This window comes from Campylobacter concisus (genome assembly GCF_003048675.2).
GTDB classification, from domain to species: domain Bacteria; phylum Campylobacterota; class Campylobacteria; order Campylobacterales; family Campylobacteraceae; genus Campylobacter_A; species Campylobacter_A concisus_F.
The window spans coordinates 1,224,620-1,238,935 of record NZ_CP060707.1 but is presented as its reverse complement, the minus strand read 5'-3'; the positions used below and the strand labels follow the sequence as shown (position 1 = coordinate 1,238,935).

The 14,316-nt window shown below is 41.1% G+C and carries 20 protein-coding genes; 17 read left to right on the top strand and 3 right to left on the bottom strand.

Annotation, left to right across the window (positions count from 1 at the left end; all coding sequences use genetic code 11):
* Positions 1-83 precede the first annotated feature (83 nt).
* The 16 genes from CVT00_RS06220 to glyS all read left to right on the top strand — a co-directional run bounded on the left by CVT00_RS06220 (position 84) and on the right by glyS (position 12,579).
* Entirely contained in the window at positions 84-1,130 is a 1,047-nt protein-coding gene (locus CVT00_RS06220; protein WP_103558555.1) for a type II asparaginase, read from the top strand.
* A 107-nt stretch (positions 1,131-1,237) separates the two neighbouring features.
* Positions 1,238-1,729 carry a DUF1877 family protein gene (locus tag CVT00_RS06215; protein WP_103558554.1) on the top strand — a complete coding sequence of 164 codons (492 nt, stop codon included), beginning with the start codon at positions 1,238-1,240 and terminating at the stop codon, positions 1,727-1,729.
* 285 nt (positions 1,730-2,014) lie between these two features.
* Complete coding sequence (locus tag CVT00_RS06210; RefSeq protein ID WP_103558553.1) at positions 2,015-2,614, top strand: LysE family translocator; 600 nt, start codon at positions 2,015-2,017, stop codon at positions 2,612-2,614.
* Between the two features lie 150 nt (positions 2,615-2,764).
* Complete coding sequence (locus tag CVT00_RS10235; RefSeq protein WP_230853730.1) at positions 2,765-2,902, top strand: hypothetical protein; 138 nt, start codon at positions 2,765-2,767, stop codon at positions 2,900-2,902.
* Between the two features lie 19 nt (positions 2,903-2,921).
* Entirely contained in the window at positions 2,922-3,815 is an 894-nt protein-coding gene (locus CVT00_RS06200) for a DUF4299 family protein (protein ID WP_107914950.1), read from the top strand.
* A 148-nt stretch (positions 3,816-3,963) separates the two neighbouring features.
* Complete coding sequence (locus tag CVT00_RS06195) at positions 3,964-4,608, top strand: hypothetical protein (protein WP_230853729.1); 645 nt, start codon at positions 3,964-3,966, stop codon at positions 4,606-4,608.
* 1 nt (position 4,609) lies between these two features.
* Positions 4,610-4,816 carry a hypothetical protein gene (locus CVT00_RS10230; RefSeq protein ID WP_230853728.1) on the top strand — a complete coding sequence of 69 codons (207 nt, stop codon included), beginning with the start codon at positions 4,610-4,612 and terminating at the stop codon, positions 4,814-4,816.
* 281 nt (positions 4,817-5,097) lie between these two features.
* A complete protein-coding gene (locus CVT00_RS06190; RefSeq protein ID WP_002941843.1) occupies positions 5,098-5,583 on the top strand; it encodes a 3-isopropylmalate dehydratase small subunit in 486 nt (161 codons plus the stop codon).
* 9 nt (positions 5,584-5,592) lie between these two features.
* Positions 5,593-6,660 carry a 3-isopropylmalate dehydrogenase gene (gene leuB, locus CVT00_RS06185; RefSeq protein WP_103558551.1) on the top strand — a complete coding sequence of 356 codons (1,068 nt, stop codon included), beginning with the start codon at positions 5,593-5,595 and terminating at the stop codon, positions 6,658-6,660.
* Positions 6,657-6,902 carry a hypothetical protein gene (locus CVT00_RS06180; RefSeq protein WP_021085850.1) on the top strand — a complete coding sequence of 82 codons (246 nt, stop codon included), beginning with the start codon at positions 6,657-6,659 and terminating at the stop codon, positions 6,900-6,902. The genes leuB and CVT00_RS06180 overlap by 4 nt, the downstream gene beginning before the upstream one ends.
* A complete protein-coding gene (locus tag CVT00_RS06175) occupies positions 6,899-7,324 on the top strand; it encodes a CiaD-like domain-containing protein (RefSeq protein ID WP_021085847.1) in 426 nt (141 codons plus the stop codon). Before CVT00_RS06180 ends, CVT00_RS06175 begins: the two co-directional genes overlap by 4 nt.
* Positions 7,284-8,450 carry a CCA tRNA nucleotidyltransferase gene (locus CVT00_RS06170; RefSeq protein WP_103558550.1) on the top strand — a complete coding sequence of 389 codons (1,167 nt, stop codon included), beginning with the start codon at positions 7,284-7,286 and terminating at the stop codon, positions 8,448-8,450. Before CVT00_RS06175 ends, CVT00_RS06170 begins: the two co-directional genes overlap by 41 nt.
* Before the next feature lie 99 nt (positions 8,451-8,549).
* Complete coding sequence (locus CVT00_RS06165; RefSeq protein ID WP_103558560.1) at positions 8,550-9,029, top strand: tRNA (cytidine(34)-2'-O)-methyltransferase; 480 nt, start codon at positions 8,550-8,552, stop codon at positions 9,027-9,029.
* Positions 9,026-10,408, top strand: coding sequence for an endonuclease/exonuclease/phosphatase family protein (locus CVT00_RS06160; RefSeq protein ID WP_107914952.1), 1,383 nt, complete (start codon positions 9,026-9,028; stop codon positions 10,406-10,408). The genes CVT00_RS06165 and CVT00_RS06160 overlap by 4 nt, the downstream gene beginning before the upstream one ends.
* Positions 10,409-10,411: 3 nt before the next feature.
* On the top strand, positions 10,412-10,564 hold the full coding sequence (locus CVT00_RS06155; RefSeq protein ID WP_162141601.1) for a hypothetical protein: 153 nt from the start codon (positions 10,412-10,414) through the stop codon (positions 10,562-10,564).
* The gene (glyS, locus tag CVT00_RS06150; protein ID WP_021085937.1) at positions 10,561-12,579 is read left to right on the top strand and encodes a glycine--tRNA ligase subunit beta; all 2,019 of its coding nucleotides are present in this window, start codon (positions 10,561-10,563) and stop codon (positions 12,577-12,579) included. The genes CVT00_RS06155 and glyS overlap by 4 nt, the downstream gene beginning before the upstream one ends.
* Before the next feature lie 42 nt (positions 12,580-12,621).
* Here glyS and CVT00_RS10225 read toward each other — a convergent pair whose 3' ends face one another.
* The gene (locus CVT00_RS10225) at positions 12,622-13,353 is read right to left on the bottom strand and encodes a phosphoethanolamine transferase (RefSeq protein ID WP_230853727.1); all 732 of its coding nucleotides are present in this window, start codon (positions 13,351-13,353) and stop codon (positions 12,622-12,624) included.
* Complete coding sequence (locus CVT00_RS10220; protein ID WP_230853726.1) at positions 13,313-13,717, bottom strand: phosphoethanolamine transferase domain-containing protein; 405 nt, start codon at positions 13,715-13,717, stop codon at positions 13,313-13,315. Before CVT00_RS10220 ends, CVT00_RS10225 begins: the two co-directional genes overlap by 41 nt.
* On the opposite strand from CVT00_RS10220, the gene CVT00_RS10215 reads away from it, so the two are divergent.
* Positions 13,665-13,835, top strand: a complete 171-nt coding sequence (locus CVT00_RS10215) for a hypothetical protein (protein ID WP_230853818.1) — start codon at positions 13,665-13,667, stop codon at positions 13,833-13,835. The two genes, CVT00_RS10220 and CVT00_RS10215, sit on opposite strands and share 53 nt — an antisense overlap.
* A gap of 166 nt (positions 13,836-14,001) precedes the next feature.
* Here the strand turns inward: CVT00_RS10215 and CVT00_RS06140 are convergent, their stop codons facing one another.
* Positions 14,002-14,316, bottom strand: coding sequence for a helix-hairpin-helix domain-containing protein (locus CVT00_RS06140; protein WP_107914954.1), 315 nt, complete (start codon positions 14,314-14,316; stop codon positions 14,002-14,004).

The window sequence follows — 14,316 nt, the reverse complement described above, 5'->3', positions numbered from 1 at the left end:
AAATATAAATTTTAAAAATTAATAAATTTTTTAAATAAAGGACGTTATAATGCTCTAGCAAATTTTAATGCAAAGGAGCTAAAATGCGTTTAATCTTTAAGGCGGTGTTACTCATGATTTTAGGTGCTACTTTAGCGGTTGCTAAGCCAACCATCTACATCCTAGCTACTGGTGGAACGATAGCAGGAAGCGGCTCAGGCTCGCTTGATTCAAGCTATACTTCTGGAACTGTTACGGTCGATAAACTAATCGCAGCCGTGCCAGATATCAACAAGATCGCTACCATAAAAGGCGAGCAAATTTCAAATATCGGCTCTCAAGATATGAACAACGAAGTTTGGCTTAAGCTTGCAAATAGAATAAACGAACTTCTAAACAGCGGCAAAGCCGATGGTATCGTCGTTACTCACGGCACAGACACTATGGAAGAGACAGCTTACTTCTTAAATTTAGTCGTTAAAAGCGACAAGCCAGTTGTGCTTGTAGGTGCGATGAGAAATAGCGGCTCACTAAGTGCTGATGGCCCACTAAATTTATTTAACGCTGTAAATGTAGCTATCAGCAAAGATAGCGTAGGCAAGGGCGTTGTAGTTGTTATGAATGACGAAATTCACGCGGCTCGTGAGGTGACAAAGACCAACACTACAGGCGTTGATACATTTAAATCACCAAACAGCGGCAAGATCGGCACAGTCTTTTATGGCAACGTAAAATACTATATGAACCCAATCAGAAAACACACAGCAAACTCAGCTTTTGACCTAACTGGCGTAAAAGAGCTTCCAAGAGTTGATATCATCTACTCTCACGCAAATGACAACCCTGACTTTGTAAATGTGGCTGTTAAAAACGGCGCAAAAGGCATCGTTAGCGCTGGTCTAGGCAACGGCAACCCTTACTTTAGCGTGTTAGAGGCTCTTGGTGAGGCTTCAAAAGCTGGCGTAGTGGTAGTTCGTGACTCACGTGTGGGAAGTGGCGAGACAACTATGAATGGCGAAGTTGATGACGCAAAATACGGCTTTTTAACAAGCGACAACCTAAACGCTCAAAAAGCTAGAGTACTTTTGATGCTTGCTCTTACAAAAACAAGCGACAAAGCTAAAATTCAAGAGTTTTTCTTAACTCACTAAGCGCAGCGTCTAGCGATATTTGCACTTATTTAATATTACGGCGGAACAATTAAATTTATAGCTCCGCCCTCTCTTTTTCAAATTTACATTAAATTTAAGGCTCTAAAATGGGGATCAGCGCGCACTACTATGCCTACTCGCAAGATGATATAGAAAAGATCAAAAATGGCGGTGGCGGCGAACTTTTGGACGAATACGACATGGGTAATTTTTGGGACGCGATTTGTAAAATGCTAACTGGCACAAATTTTCAGGAGAGGCTTAAGGCTGGCGATATTTTTAGCTCAAAAGAGCCTTTTAGCTGGGCTATTTTTGGGCGTAGTGCCTTAAACGAAGAGCTAAGCGAGATGATCTCTTATGCTAACGCTTCGGATGCAAAAGAGGTGGCTGAGACGTTGAAAAATGTTGATATCAACGCACTTTTAGCAAAGATAAATTTAAAAGAATTTGCTAGCTCAAAGACATATCCTAATATTTTTGGATGCGAGAGTGAATTTGAAGATATAAAAGAAAAGCTAAAAGAGCATTTTGCCGGGCTTTTAAATTTTTATCAAAAAGCCGCGAGTAATGGGCTTGGCGTGTTAATCGTAATAGCCTAAATTTCTAAATTTTTAGTGGGGCTATTTTGCTCTAAATTTAGCTAGCTTTTGTGGCAAATAAATTTATAGAGTGCCTTTATATCAAAAGCTAAATTTGCCATCTAGGCTGTGAAATACACACAAAATCGCCCTTGTTTTTGCGCTAAATTTATTAAATTTATATGTCTAGCACCAAAAGCCAAATTCCTCACGTCCAAAAGCAGGTTAAATTTGCTAATAAAGCGCTCTTTTATCATAAATTTATAGATTTTGATTTAGCATTTCACTAAATTTTTAAGGCGCTTCATGAATTTCTTGCTCTTTTTTGTCACGATTTTCCCGATCTCCATGATGCCAGGCATCAACATGACCTATGCGATGAGCGTTGGCATGAGCCTTGGCTACAAACACTCGTTTTTCGTGATGGCTGGGCAGCTTTTGGCGATCGCTTTTGTCTCATTTAGCTGTATGCTGGGCGTAGGCGCGGTGCTACATCATTTTGAGTACGCATTTAAGGTGCTAAATATCATCGCAGGCCTTTATATGCTCTATCTTGGCGTCATGCTCTTTTTTGGCAAGGGCGAGCTTAGCATTACAAATGTCTCAAATTTGCCAAGCAAAAAGCAGATGTTTATAAATGGCTTCATCGTTAGCGTCTCAAATCCAAAGGCGTGGATATTTTTATCAGCCTTGCTGCCTACATTTTTAGACAAAGACGCCCCATTTAGCCTAGTTCGCATGTGCGTTATCACCGTAACGCTCGTTTTCATCGAGTTTTTATCGCTAAATATCTACGCACTTGGCGGAGCTATGCTAAAGAAATTTTTACAAACGCACCTAAGACTACTTGAAATTTGTACCGCCATCATAGTCTGCACGATCGGCGTGCTCTTGCTTTTTAGATAAATTTATCCCCTTTTTACCTAGCTTGGCTAAAATTTGCCCAGTTTGCACTACCAAACGCGCAGTCGATCTTGCGCGAAATAGCACCAAAAAGCCAGAAAACTACGACGCGGGTCTTGTGGCGATGCTAGAAGAGCTTTACGCTGGTGCGCGATGCTTAAGGTTTGTGGTAGCTGCCAAACAAGGTGTGGTTTGCATGTGGGAGAGCCTTATTTTGAGGCTGAGGTGAAAGGTAGCATGGATATCTTGTCCGAGTGGGTGAGAGAGTGCGATCAGGTGATGACATTTTAGAGCAAAAAAAGGAGAATTTATGAGTTTAACATTTAGTGTAAAAAATAAAAAGAAACTACTTGGCGGATACGCAAAGGCGCTAAGCGAACGTGAAATTTCAGCTCTTGTTGAGGGGCTTTTCTTTTTTAACAGCGAGCAAGAAGAGCCAAGCGCAAATGAGCTTGGTGCTGACGTGATGATAGCAGGCGTGTGGCAAAAGAGCGCTCGTGGCTTTGAGCTAAACTACGAAAATGGCGAGTATATCGTGCGTGTTTATACTCCAAGTGGCGTTGGCGACTGGCAGATCGCGCTTGAGCTACTCTCAAAGCTCTCAGCCCAAACAGGCTCAAAAATAGAGTGCGACAACGAAAAAATTTATGATAGTGAGCAAATTTTAAAATTTGACTACGAGACTGACATCATGTGGGGGCTTGAGGCGTTAAAAGATATAAAAGAGAAAAATCAAACGCTTTATATCTCTGGCGTGGAGCGAGACGTGGCGTTTGACGCGGTTATGGTAGATGAAATCTTTGCCAGTGCCAGCCCTGCGGCTAAATTTGATGAGATGATGAGGCAGGTGCAGTATCTTGACGCATACAGCGCAAAAGAGCACCTCTATCAAGACAAAGACGGCAACGAAATTCTTGGCACATATACGCTTAGTGAAAATTTACCGACTATCTTGCCTTATGCTCCATCTCCGTCGTGGCAGGCACAAGAGGCGCTTGGAGATCGCAAGGTATCGCGATGGGTGCTTACGCTAGTTGTGGGCGTGGATGATAGTAACGCTCAAGTGCTTGATGAGTGCGAATATGGAGCTTTCATGGCAAATTTACCAAAAGAAAAATACCACTTCATCGACGCTGCAAACGTGCTTGTTGAGCCACTTAGTGAAGATGAGATGAAAGAAATTTTGCAAAGGGCAAAGGCTTAAATTTATTAAACCCCAAAAAATGTAAATTCACCTCAGACTTGCTTAAAACTTAAGCCAGTTTAAGTGCATTTTTAAGCTCATAAAAGCCAGAATTTTACTGACTATACCGCTTTTTGAGTATGATACGCATGGTTTAAAAAGGATAAAAATGAAAATTTTAAAGGCTATCTTAGTGGCGGCATCAGCGATTTGCTTTCTAAATTCGGCCGTTTTACCGCAAAGCGACTGGAGCAAAAAGGATCTAAAAGGCGAGGTCAAAAGCATGACGGCTACGGAGTATGAATACTCTACGGACGGCTCTGGCGCATTAGAAAATACGCGCGTAAAGCGGACGGAGTTTAACGAAAACGGCTATATAGTGCAAGAAACCGAGCATATAAACGGCGTACCAAATAGCTCGGTTTTGTTTGAGTACGGCAAAGACGGACTAGTGCGCAAAAAATATCAAGATAGCGCCGTTTATCTCTACGAATACGAATTTGACGGCGAAAATTTAGTCGAGACGGCCAAAGAGCAGTATATCGAGGATAAATTTTACCCGCGCACGGAGAAAACTACCTACGGCAAGGACGGCAAAATGATCGCTCGGGCTGTGTATTCGGGCAGGGAACTAGTGATAGACGATAGCTACGTCTACGACGAAAATGGCACTTTAATGCGGATAGAAAATAATATGGAGCCGCGCAACGGCATAGTGATAAGCTTTGAGCGCAAACCAAATGGCGAATATGAAAAAAATCACGCAATCGCCGGGCTCAAAATGGGTTTATTACTACGCAGCAAATGGCGATGAAATGGAGTATACGTCGGTAAATTACTTTGGCTCTGAGGCAAAAATCTGGCAAATCTTGCAGTTTAAGGATATAAGCAGGGACGAGCGGGGAAACTTGACGCATAAAACCTCGGTCAAATTTAAGCCTGCTGACAAATACTACGAAAACGGCGATATAACGGAAATAGGACTATATAAAAAGCTAGAAATTAGCTACGAATACTACTAATAAAATAACCGCTCTTAAATTTACAATCCTGCTGGCGGAGGCTAGCTGGCTTGATAAAACTGAGCATCGACATTAACTGCTAAACTAGGCGGTGCATGTTTTTATTTTTGCTTTTTAGCTATTTCGCCACTAAATTTAGTAAGACTTAAATTTTTAGCTCATGCACATCGTTTAAAAGACCTTAAATTTACTCACACTAACCGATAGTTGCCGAGTTTTGATTATTTATTTAGCTTCTTTTGGTTAAAATCAGCCCAAATTTACAAAACTAAAGGTTAAAAATGAAACAAGGCAAAGTTTGGAAATTTGGCGATAACATCGACACCGACATCATCATCGCCGCAAGATATTTAAACACTTCAGACGAAAAAGAGCTAGCAAAACACATCATGGAAGACGCTGATCCTAAATTTAGCTCAAAAATAGCAAAAGGCGACATCATCGTAGCTGGCGAAAATTTTGGTTGTGGTAGCTCAAGAGAGCACGCCCCACTAGCGCTAAAAGAGGCTGGCATAGCAGCTGTTGTGGCTAAGAGCTTTGCTAGGATTTTTTATAGAAACAGCTTTAACACAGGGCTTTTGATACTTGAGATAAAAGAGACTGACGAGATAAACGAGGGCGACACACTAAAGATCGACGTAGATAACGGCGTCATCGTAAATGAAAGTACAAAAAAGGAGTATAAATTTAACGCTATCCCGCCATTTATGCAAGAGCTTTTAAACGCTGGTGGCCTTATCGAGTACGCAAAAGCGAAGATGAACTAAGGAGCGGCGATGAAAAACTATAAAATTTGCGTCATAAAAGGCGATGGCATCGGCCCTGAGATCATTGACGAGGCGATAAAGGTTTTAGACGTAGTGAGCGCTGAGTTTGGTATCAAATTTGAGTACGACTACAAGCTTATGGGTGGCGCAGCCTACGACGTTTTTGGCGAGCCATTACCTGATGAGACGCTAAGCTCAGCACTTAGTAGCGACGCTGTGCTTTTTGGAGCGATCGGCGGCGAGAAATGGGACAGCCTGCCAAGACACCTAAGGCCAGAGAGCGGGCTTTTAAAGATCAGAAAAGAGCTTGAAGCTTATGCAAATTTACGCCCAGCCATCATCTTTGACGAGCTAGTGGATGCTAGCACGCTAAAGCCAGAGGTTTTAAAGGGCGTTGATTTTGTCGTGGTTCGCGAGCTAACTGGGGGGCTTTATTTTGGCCAGCCACGTGAAAAAGGCGAAGATAGAGCGTTTAATACGATGGTTTATACTAAATTTGAGATCGAACGTATCGCAAAGATCGCCTTTGAGACGGCTATGCTTCGCAAGAAAAAGGTCTGCATGGTCGATAAGGCAAATGTCCTTGAGACAAGCCAGCTTTGGCGCGAGGTGACAAGCGAGGTGGCAAAGGGCTATCCTGAAGTAGAGCTTAGCTTTATGTATGTAGATAACGCAGCGATGCAGCTAGTAAGAGCGCCAGCAAATTTTGACGTCATACTTACTGAAAATTTATTTGGCGACATTTTAAGTGACGAAGCGAGCATGGTTTGTGGCTCGATAGGACTTTTACCAAGTGCTAGCATGGGCGGCAAAGTGGGAATTTATGAGCCTATCCACGGCTCAGCGCCAGACATCGCAGGGCAGGGCATAGCAAATCCGATCGCGACCATTTTAAGCGCAGCGATGATGCTAAGATACGCATTTGGCGAGAATGAAGCTGCAAACGCGATAGAAAATGCCGTAAAAACAGCGCTTGCAAAGGGATATAGAACAAAAGATATCGCCGCTTTTAACGCAGTTGAAATTTGCTCAACAAGCGAGATAGGCGACGTGATAGCAGGATTTATCAAAAAATGAAAAACACGATCACTGAAGCACTGATCTACGAGGCGCAAGGGCTAAAAGATGATGCGCTTGAAATTTACAAGAACATCTTAAAACAAGACCCATCAAACAAGGATGCCATTAGCGCGATAAACCGCCTGAGCGGACTTCGCAAGGAGCGAGTGATAAAAAACGAGCAGATGAAAGAGTTTTTTATCAGGATGAATAGTGACGAAGAGATAAATGAATTTAAAAGGTGGTTGATAAGATTATGAAGCTTGATGATATCGCTAGGATGGCTATTAGTGAGGTTAGCGCCGAGCTTGAGAAGATAGAGGCACTGCAAAACAAAAAGCAAGAAGAGCTTGAAAGGGAGAATTTAAAAAAAGAGCTTTTGGCAATAGAAACTGCCAAAGAACAAGTGCTTGAAGAGCCAAAAGTAGAGGCAATCGTGTCAAGTGTGTCAAGTGCGCAAAGCGAGCCAGAGCCAAAGGTGGCGCAAATTTCGCCAAATAGCAGGGAGATAAGCGACGAGGAAATTTTCTTGGCAAACCTTGCTGAGCGCATCGAAGTGCTTTTTGAAGGGCTTAAGCAAACTAGCGAACAAGATCTTAGCCAAAGGCTCGAGCTAACGACTAAATTTTTAGAATTTACCCTTGCAAACATCGAAAATAGACTACAAAATCTCTCAAAATAATAAATTTGAGACAAAAACTGGGACAGAAATTTGCAAAAATAGCGAACTAGACTTCTTTAGATCGCTATTTGCTCCATTTAGCAAGCGTGTCTATCTAGTCGGAGGCTGCGTGAGAGACGCGCTTTTGGGACGAGAAATTTATGATTATGACATCGAAGTTTATGATATCGACCCTCTCAAATTTGACGAGCTGATGGCTAACATAAAGGCTAGTGGCGTTGGCAAAAGCTACTTCATCTATAAATACAAAAACTACGACCTTGGACTGCCTAGAAGCGAGAGTAAGACTGGAAATTCTCACAAAGACTTTGCTGTAAGCTACATAAATGATCCTAGCCTTGCAAGTCTTAGGCGTGATTTTACGGTAAATGCCATGATGATGAATATCTTTGATGGCGAAATTTTAGACTTTCATGGCGGCAAAAAGGAGCTTGCGAGCAAGACGCTAAGGCACATCGATAGTGAGAAATTTAAAGAAGATCCGCTAAGGGTGCTTCGCGGCGTGCAGTTTAGCGCTAGGCTTGGCTTTAGCATAGCTGACGAGACGCTAGAGCTTATGAAAACGCTTGATTTAGCGCATCTAAGTAAGGATAGGATAAATACCGAACTGATTAAATTTTTTAGGGCAAAGGAGCTTGAAAAAGGGGCGTTTTATCTTTTTAAGCTCTCTCTTTTTGAGCAAATTTTTGGCGTGCAAATTTGCGAAAACGATGAGTTTTTGAGCGAACTTAAGAGTGCTAGAAATTTCGTAGATGACGAGAGGCTGTTTTTGTATATGCTTTTTGGTAAATTTGAGCTTGACGCAAAGGAAATTTTAGAGAAAATGCGCCTGCCAAAGAGCTACTTTTCTATCTTAAAAGAGCCCTATTTTAAAGATATGCCAAGCGATAATGAGCTACTAGAAATTGCTCTAAATATGCCACTAAAATCATGGCTTGGAGCTTATAATAAAGAGCGCATAGGGCGTGCAAAAGAGCTTGGGATCTATGAGAGTAAATTTGACGCAAAGGTTGGTGTAAGCGAGATCTTATTGGCTGGCTTTAAAAATGAGATGATAGCAGCTGAGATAAAACGAAGGCAGTTGCTTGCCATCACAAAGCACCTTGAAACTCTTGCAAAACGCTAAATTTATAGATAAATAAAATTTAAATTTTAAAACTCTTAAAAGCCCATTTTGGCTAGAATAAAGCAGTTTATAACACTTTTTAAGGCAAAAAATAAATTTATGTTTAACATAGTCCTAGTCCATCCTCAGATACCGCAAAACACCGGAGCTATCGGCAGAATGTGCGTAAATGCAAATTTAAAGCTTCACATCGTTAAGCCAACGGTCTTTGATCTGAGCGAAAAGGCGGTCAGACGTGCTGGGCTTGATTATTGGAAAATTTTAGATCCAAAAATTTGGGAGAGCCTAGATGAGTTTTTACAGGCAAATTTAAGCCACAAAGGGCGATTTTTCTTTGCTACGACTAAGACAAATAAGCTTTACTACGACGCTAAATTTGAGCCAGGAGATTTTATATTTTTTGGCGGAGAGAGCACGGGACTACCAAGAGAATTTATGGATATAAATTTTAAAAATGCCATAACGATCCCGATGGGAAAAGAGGGCAGGAGCTTAAATTTAGCCATGAGTGCTGGCATCATCGCGTATGAGGCGATCAGACAAAACATCTCTAAATTTGACTTTAGGAGCGAGGTTTGAGAGCGCTTTTTGCATTAGTTTTTGCCGTTTTGATAGCGTTTGCAAGCGATATAAGCATCGCAACTTATAACGTGCAAAATTTATTTGACTGCAAGGACGATGGCAGCGAATATCCTGACTTTAAATCTAGCACTTCAAAGTGGGACTGCGAGGCGGCTAGCTCAAAACTAAAAAGAACAAAACAGGTCATAGACGCCCTAGATACCGACATCATCGCACTTGAAGAGGTCGAAAATGAGCAGGTTTTAAAGGCTTTGGTTGATGGCAGCGAGTATAAATTTATAGCCTTTAGCAAGGCAAAAAACTCTCCAGTTGGGCTAGCTCTTGTGTCAAAAATAAAGCCAAGTGGTAGTGAAATTTTTGAAGTGCCAAATGTAAAAACTAGAAACATTTTAAAGGTTGTTTTTGAGGTGGAGGGCAAGAGATTTAGCGTTTTTGTTAATCACTTTCCAGCTTACAAAAACGGCATAAATATGCAAAAAAAGGCTGAAAGAACGCTAAGAGCAGCTCTAGGTAACGAGCAAAACGCCATAGTTTTGGGCGATTTTAACTCACCTTATGGGCAAAAATCCATCTTAAACGATATCATCGCAACTCGTGGATTTTACGATCTTTATAGCTTTTTAGCCCCAAAAGATAGATACTCTCATGCAGTCCATGGCAAAAAGCGAGCCATTGATCACGTTTTGCTCTCGCCTAGCTTTATGGCAAATGGCGATCTAAGCTATGTTGATGGCAGTTTTGAGGTCTTTAAGCCAAGCTTTGTGCTTGATGAGCATGGCTTTGCAAAGAGCGATCTTTACTCAGACCACTTTGCGCTTAAATTTAAAATCTCAACCAAACCAAGTCCTGCTAAATCAAATGAAAATTTAAAAAAAGAAGCTAAAAAAGTAGAGGATCAAAACTATAAAAAAGCTGACATAGAGACGCTTTTTGAGCATCCTGAGGATGTGCCAGCACTTGTGGAGCGAGCCGTTGTCATCTTAAAAGATAAGCATGGCTTTATCATCTCAAAAAATCGCCGAGGAATTTACGTATATGATCCTAAAAATAGCGTCGGCGTGGGCGATGAGCTTGACATTTTGATCAGGCGAGTGAAATTTTACAAAGAGGCGCTTGAAGTAAGCTCTTATGAGATCATAAATGAGCATGGCACAAAAGATGTGAGCGAAAATTTGCTTGATAGCTCAAAGCTAAGCATTGCAAGAAGCGGCGATGTGATCGCTAAAATTTCAGGCAGGCTAGAGAGTGGCTACTTGCATACACCGCATGGCAAGATCAGAGTTTATAGCAAAAAAAGGCTAAAAGATGGCGAGTATAGCTTTGAGCGGGCGAGGGTGAAAATTTATAAAAACGAAAAAGAGATCGTTGTGGAGTAGATGGTGCAAATTTTAGATATTTTTATGATCGCAGCGTTTGTCTTGTTTGTGATATTTATGATAAGAGGCGTCATTTTGCAGGCGCAAGAGAAGGAGAGAGCAAGAGAGATGATAAGAGAAAAAAGAGAAAATTTTAATAAAAAGAGTGAGATATGAAAGAGTTGTTACTAGAGATCGGAGTCGAGGAGCTCCCAGCGATACCATTTTTAAGGGAGCTGCCAAACATCAACGCTAAATGGCAGGCTGTGCTTGAAAAATATAACATCAAAAGCGAGTTTAAATTTTACTACACGCCGCGCCGTTTGGTCTTTTTCCATGAGAAATTCCCGCAAGCTCAGCCAGATAGCGTGGCTAGCTTCGTTGGCGCGCCAAAGCAAGTAGCGCTAAAAGACGGAGCTTTTACAAAGGCAGCGCTTAGCTTTGCAAATAAATGTGGCATAAGCGAGAGCGAGCTTAAATTTAAAGAGATAGACGGCAAAGAGGTGCTTTATCACGAAAAAGAGGTGAAGGGTGAGCCAGTCGCTAAGATAATGGGCGACATGGTTGAGGAGTTTTTAAAGAGCCTTAGCTTTGGCAAGTCTATGCGCTGGGGCAACGGCAAATTTGAGTTTATCCGCCCGATAAGATCGTTTTTATGCTTGCTTGGAGATGAGGTCATTAAATTTAACAAATTTGGCGTAGAGAGCAGTAACTCTACCTATCCTCACAGAAGCATTAGCTACGACAAGATAAAAATTTCAAATATAAAAGAGTATTTTGAAGGCTCAAAGAGCCGTGGCGTCGTGCTTGAAGCGGATGAGAGAGAGAAAATAATCCTTGATGAATTTGAAAAGATCAGTCAAAAAAGTGGGCTAAAGATCGAGATCGATAAAGAGCTGCTAGCTGAAGTGGTGGCGATCACAGAGTATCCAACAGCGCTTCTTGGCTCGTTTGAAGAGGAGTTTTTGGAGGTGCCAAGCGAGGTCATCATCACATCGATGAAAGAAAATCAGCGCTACTTCCCAGTCTTTAAAGATGGCAAGCTCGCAAATGGCTTCGTTGTCGTTAGTAACGCCATCACGCAAGACTACTCACTCATCATTAAGGGTAACGAAAAGGTGTTAAGAGCAAGGCTAAGCGACGCGATGTTCTTTTGGCAAAGCGACCTAGCGCACGAATTTGGCCCAGAAAAACTAAAAAATATAACCTATCTAAAAGAGCTTGGAAGTATCTATGAAAAGGAGCTTAGAGAGCTAAAAGTGGCTAAAAAACTAGCTTGCAACTATGATGAGCCACTTAAAAAAGAGGCTGGCGAGTATGAAGCGAAGCTAGAGCGAGCTGTAATGCTAAGCAAGGCTGACCTTACAACACAGATGGTTTATGAATTTACCGAGCTTCAAGGCGTCATGGGTGCTTACTACGCAAAGGCTAAAAATGAGGACGAAAATGTCGTTTTAGCTATAAAAGAGCAGTATCTGCCAGACGGCGAGGAGGCGCAGTGCCCAAGCAAGGTCTTTAGCTCGGTTGTGGCGCTTTCAAATAAGCTTGATACGCTAATGGGACTTTTTAGCATCGGCAAAATCCCAAGCGGCACGAAAGATCCATACGCTCTAAGGCGCGCAGCAAATGGTGTGATAAAGATCGTTTTGGCTCATAATTTGAAATTTAACGTAAAAGAAATTTTAGAAGATGTCGCAAAAGAGTATAAGAAATTTGACGTTGAGGTGCTTATAAATTTCATCCTTGATAGGCTCTACACCTTCTTTGACGCAAACGCTTCTATCGTAAAAGCGTGCATAAAAAGCGGCGAAAAGGACATCTTGGAGCTAACTAAGATGATAGAGGCGCTTGCTAAAATTTCAAGCGAGCCAAATTTTAGAGAGAATTTCTCGACATTTAAACGCCTTGCAAACATCATAAAAGATGATAAATTTAGCAAGGTCGATGAGAGCCTCTTTGAGATAGATGCTGAAAAGGCCTTAAATGAGGCGTTTAAAGCGGTTGATAAGAGCCTAGCCTACGAGCCAAGGCTAAAAGCGCTATTTGCACTAAAGCCGCAGATAGATGAGTTTTTTGACAAAGTTATGATAAACGTTAAAAACGAGAAAGTGCGAAATAACCGCGTCGCGATCATTGGTCAAATTTATAGCGAGATATTAAAAGTAGCTGATATAAAAGAGATCAGCTTTTAAATTTGCGCCAGCTTCGGGCTTTGCCTAGGCTGGCTTTTAAATTTACTGCCTAAAAATATCAAATTCTGGCTCATAAGCCTTAGTTTTCACCCCAAAATATCCAAGAACTGAGCTAAAGACAAAATCATGCGAAAGACTTTCGCCTTTTCTAGTTTTTAGCCTTTTTAAAAGCTCGCTATCGCTTGAAAAGATAATGGCTGGGATGTGTTTTTGCTCGTCTGGAGCGATGGAGTAAGGCAGTCCGTGTAAATATATACCATTTTCACCCAGGCTCTCTCCATGATCTGAGAAAAAGAACATAGTGACTTCAAATTTAGCTTTTTTTGCTTCAAGGGCGTTTATCAGCTCACTTTGTAGATAGTCCTCGTATAAAATGGTGTTGTCATAGGTGTTTGCTATCTCATCTGGCGTGCATTTGTTTAGCTCGGCAGTGTCGCAGGTTGGGGTGAATTCTTTAAATTTACTTGGATAGCCTTTGTAGTAGATAGGACCATGCGAGCCTTGCAAATGTAGCACGATAAAGGTAGTGGAGTTTGCATCTTTTATGACCTTTTTTGCCTCATCAAATATCACTTCATCAAAACCTTCTGCTTTGTGCTCTGAAGTGTGGTTTTGATCAAGGTTGTCGCAAACGCCCTTGCAGCCGCCACTATTATTGCCAAAAAAGTATGTTTTTATGCCAAGTTTATTGATGATATCAACTAAATTTTCACGAGCCTTAGCCTCACGGTTGCTAAAATTTTCTCGCTTTATCGTTAGTAAGCGTTGCGTCACCTGCCACGTAGGTAAAAGGCAGCGGTTTTTGCGCCAAAGACTTTGCTAGTCTTATACCAGAGTAGATAGGATAGTATGGGAGTAAAACGCTTGAGACGTTATGCTCTCTAAAAAATGGTATAAAAATTTTAGACATGAGTGCAAAGATTATAGCTGCACTTGCTAAAGTGCTAAGGGCTATTTTTACTCTTGATCTAAGCGCATTTTTAAAACTACCATAGCTAATCTTTACAAGCGCTACATATATGCAAGGCTTTAATAGCATGCCTTTATCTATAATGACGCCATAAGCTTGCATAAAGTAAGCAGATATGCTGCTAATCATGATGAGAAAGATAGCAAGAGGTTTTAACAAAAATGGCACAAGCAAAATGCAAAAAACTCCAGCAAAGAGTAAAAGAAAAAATATGCTAAGTAGAGCAAAAAGCAGTATAGAAAAAGATAAAGTGTCGCCCTATAAAACCCTAAAAACACGCCCTTAAATAAAAATATGTAGTTTATGAAAAACATATAAGCTACAAATAAAATTAAAAATTTTACAAAGCTTATATGTCTTATTTTGTCGATGTTTAGCACTCTAGCCACCTTCTTTCAGGGGCGTAATGATAGAGCTAAAATGTAAATGGCTAGAAATTTATAAAAGAAGAATTATTTTTTCTTTTTCTTGCTTTTTAGTTTTTTGCTTTTTGACTTCTTTTTGGGCTCAGCCTTTTTCGCCTTTTGGCTATCTTTTACACTAAGCTTTTCTTTGACATTTTGCATGTCGTTAAAGCCGATGCCCTGAACCTTCTCAAGCTCCTCGACACTTGTAAATTTATGAGCTTTTCTATACTTTATGACGTTTAGTGCCTGGCTTTTGTTTAGCCCAAGGCTCATTAGCTCGCTCTTACTAGCTGTGTTTAGATCAGCGCCGTATGCAAGGCCTGCAAGCGCTAGACAAAGTAAAATTTTTAAATTTTTCAT

Bases quoted from the DNA above. Each gene is read 5' to 3' on its own strand.
- CVT00_RS06220 (WP_103558555.1), top strand. From the start codon at position 84: ATGCGTTTAATCTTTAAGGCGGTGTTACTCATGATTTTAGGTGCTACT.
- CVT00_RS06215 (WP_103558554.1), top strand. From the start codon at position 1,238: ATGGGGATCAGCGCGCACTACTATGCCTACTCGCAAGATGATATAGAA.
- CVT00_RS06210 (WP_103558553.1), top strand. From the start codon at position 2,015: ATGAATTTCTTGCTCTTTTTTGTCACGATTTTCCCGATCTCCATGATG.
- CVT00_RS10235 (WP_230853730.1), top strand. From the start codon at position 2,765: ATGCTTAAGGTTTGTGGTAGCTGCCAAACAAGGTGTGGTTTGCATGTG.
- CVT00_RS06200 (WP_107914950.1), top strand. From the start codon at position 2,922: ATGAGTTTAACATTTAGTGTAAAAAATAAAAAGAAACTACTTGGCGGA.
- CVT00_RS06195 (WP_230853729.1), top strand. From the start codon at position 3,964: ATGAAAATTTTAAAGGCTATCTTAGTGGCGGCATCAGCGATTTGCTTT.
- CVT00_RS10230 (WP_230853728.1), top strand. From the start codon at position 4,610: ATGGAGTATACGTCGGTAAATTACTTTGGCTCTGAGGCAAAAATCTGG.
- CVT00_RS06190 (WP_002941843.1), top strand. From the start codon at position 5,098: ATGAAACAAGGCAAAGTTTGGAAATTTGGCGATAACATCGACACCGAC.
- leuB (WP_103558551.1), top strand. From the start codon at position 5,593: ATGAAAAACTATAAAATTTGCGTCATAAAAGGCGATGGCATCGGCCCT.
- CVT00_RS06180 (WP_021085850.1), top strand. From the start codon at position 6,657: ATGAAAAACACGATCACTGAAGCACTGATCTACGAGGCGCAAGGGCTA.
- CVT00_RS06175 (WP_021085847.1), top strand. From the start codon at position 6,899: ATGAAGCTTGATGATATCGCTAGGATGGCTATTAGTGAGGTTAGCGCC.
- CVT00_RS06165 (WP_103558560.1), top strand. From the start codon at position 8,550: ATGTTTAACATAGTCCTAGTCCATCCTCAGATACCGCAAAACACCGGA.
- glyS (WP_021085937.1), top strand. From the start codon at position 10,561: ATGAAAGAGTTGTTACTAGAGATCGGAGTCGAGGAGCTCCCAGCGATA.
- CVT00_RS10215 (WP_230853818.1), top strand. From the start codon at position 13,665: ATGCTGCTAATCATGATGAGAAAGATAGCAAGAGGTTTTAACAAAAAT.
- CVT00_RS06140 (WP_107914954.1), bottom strand. From the start codon at position 14,316: ATGAAAAATTTAAAAATTTTACTTTGTCTAGCGCTTGCAGGCCTTGCA.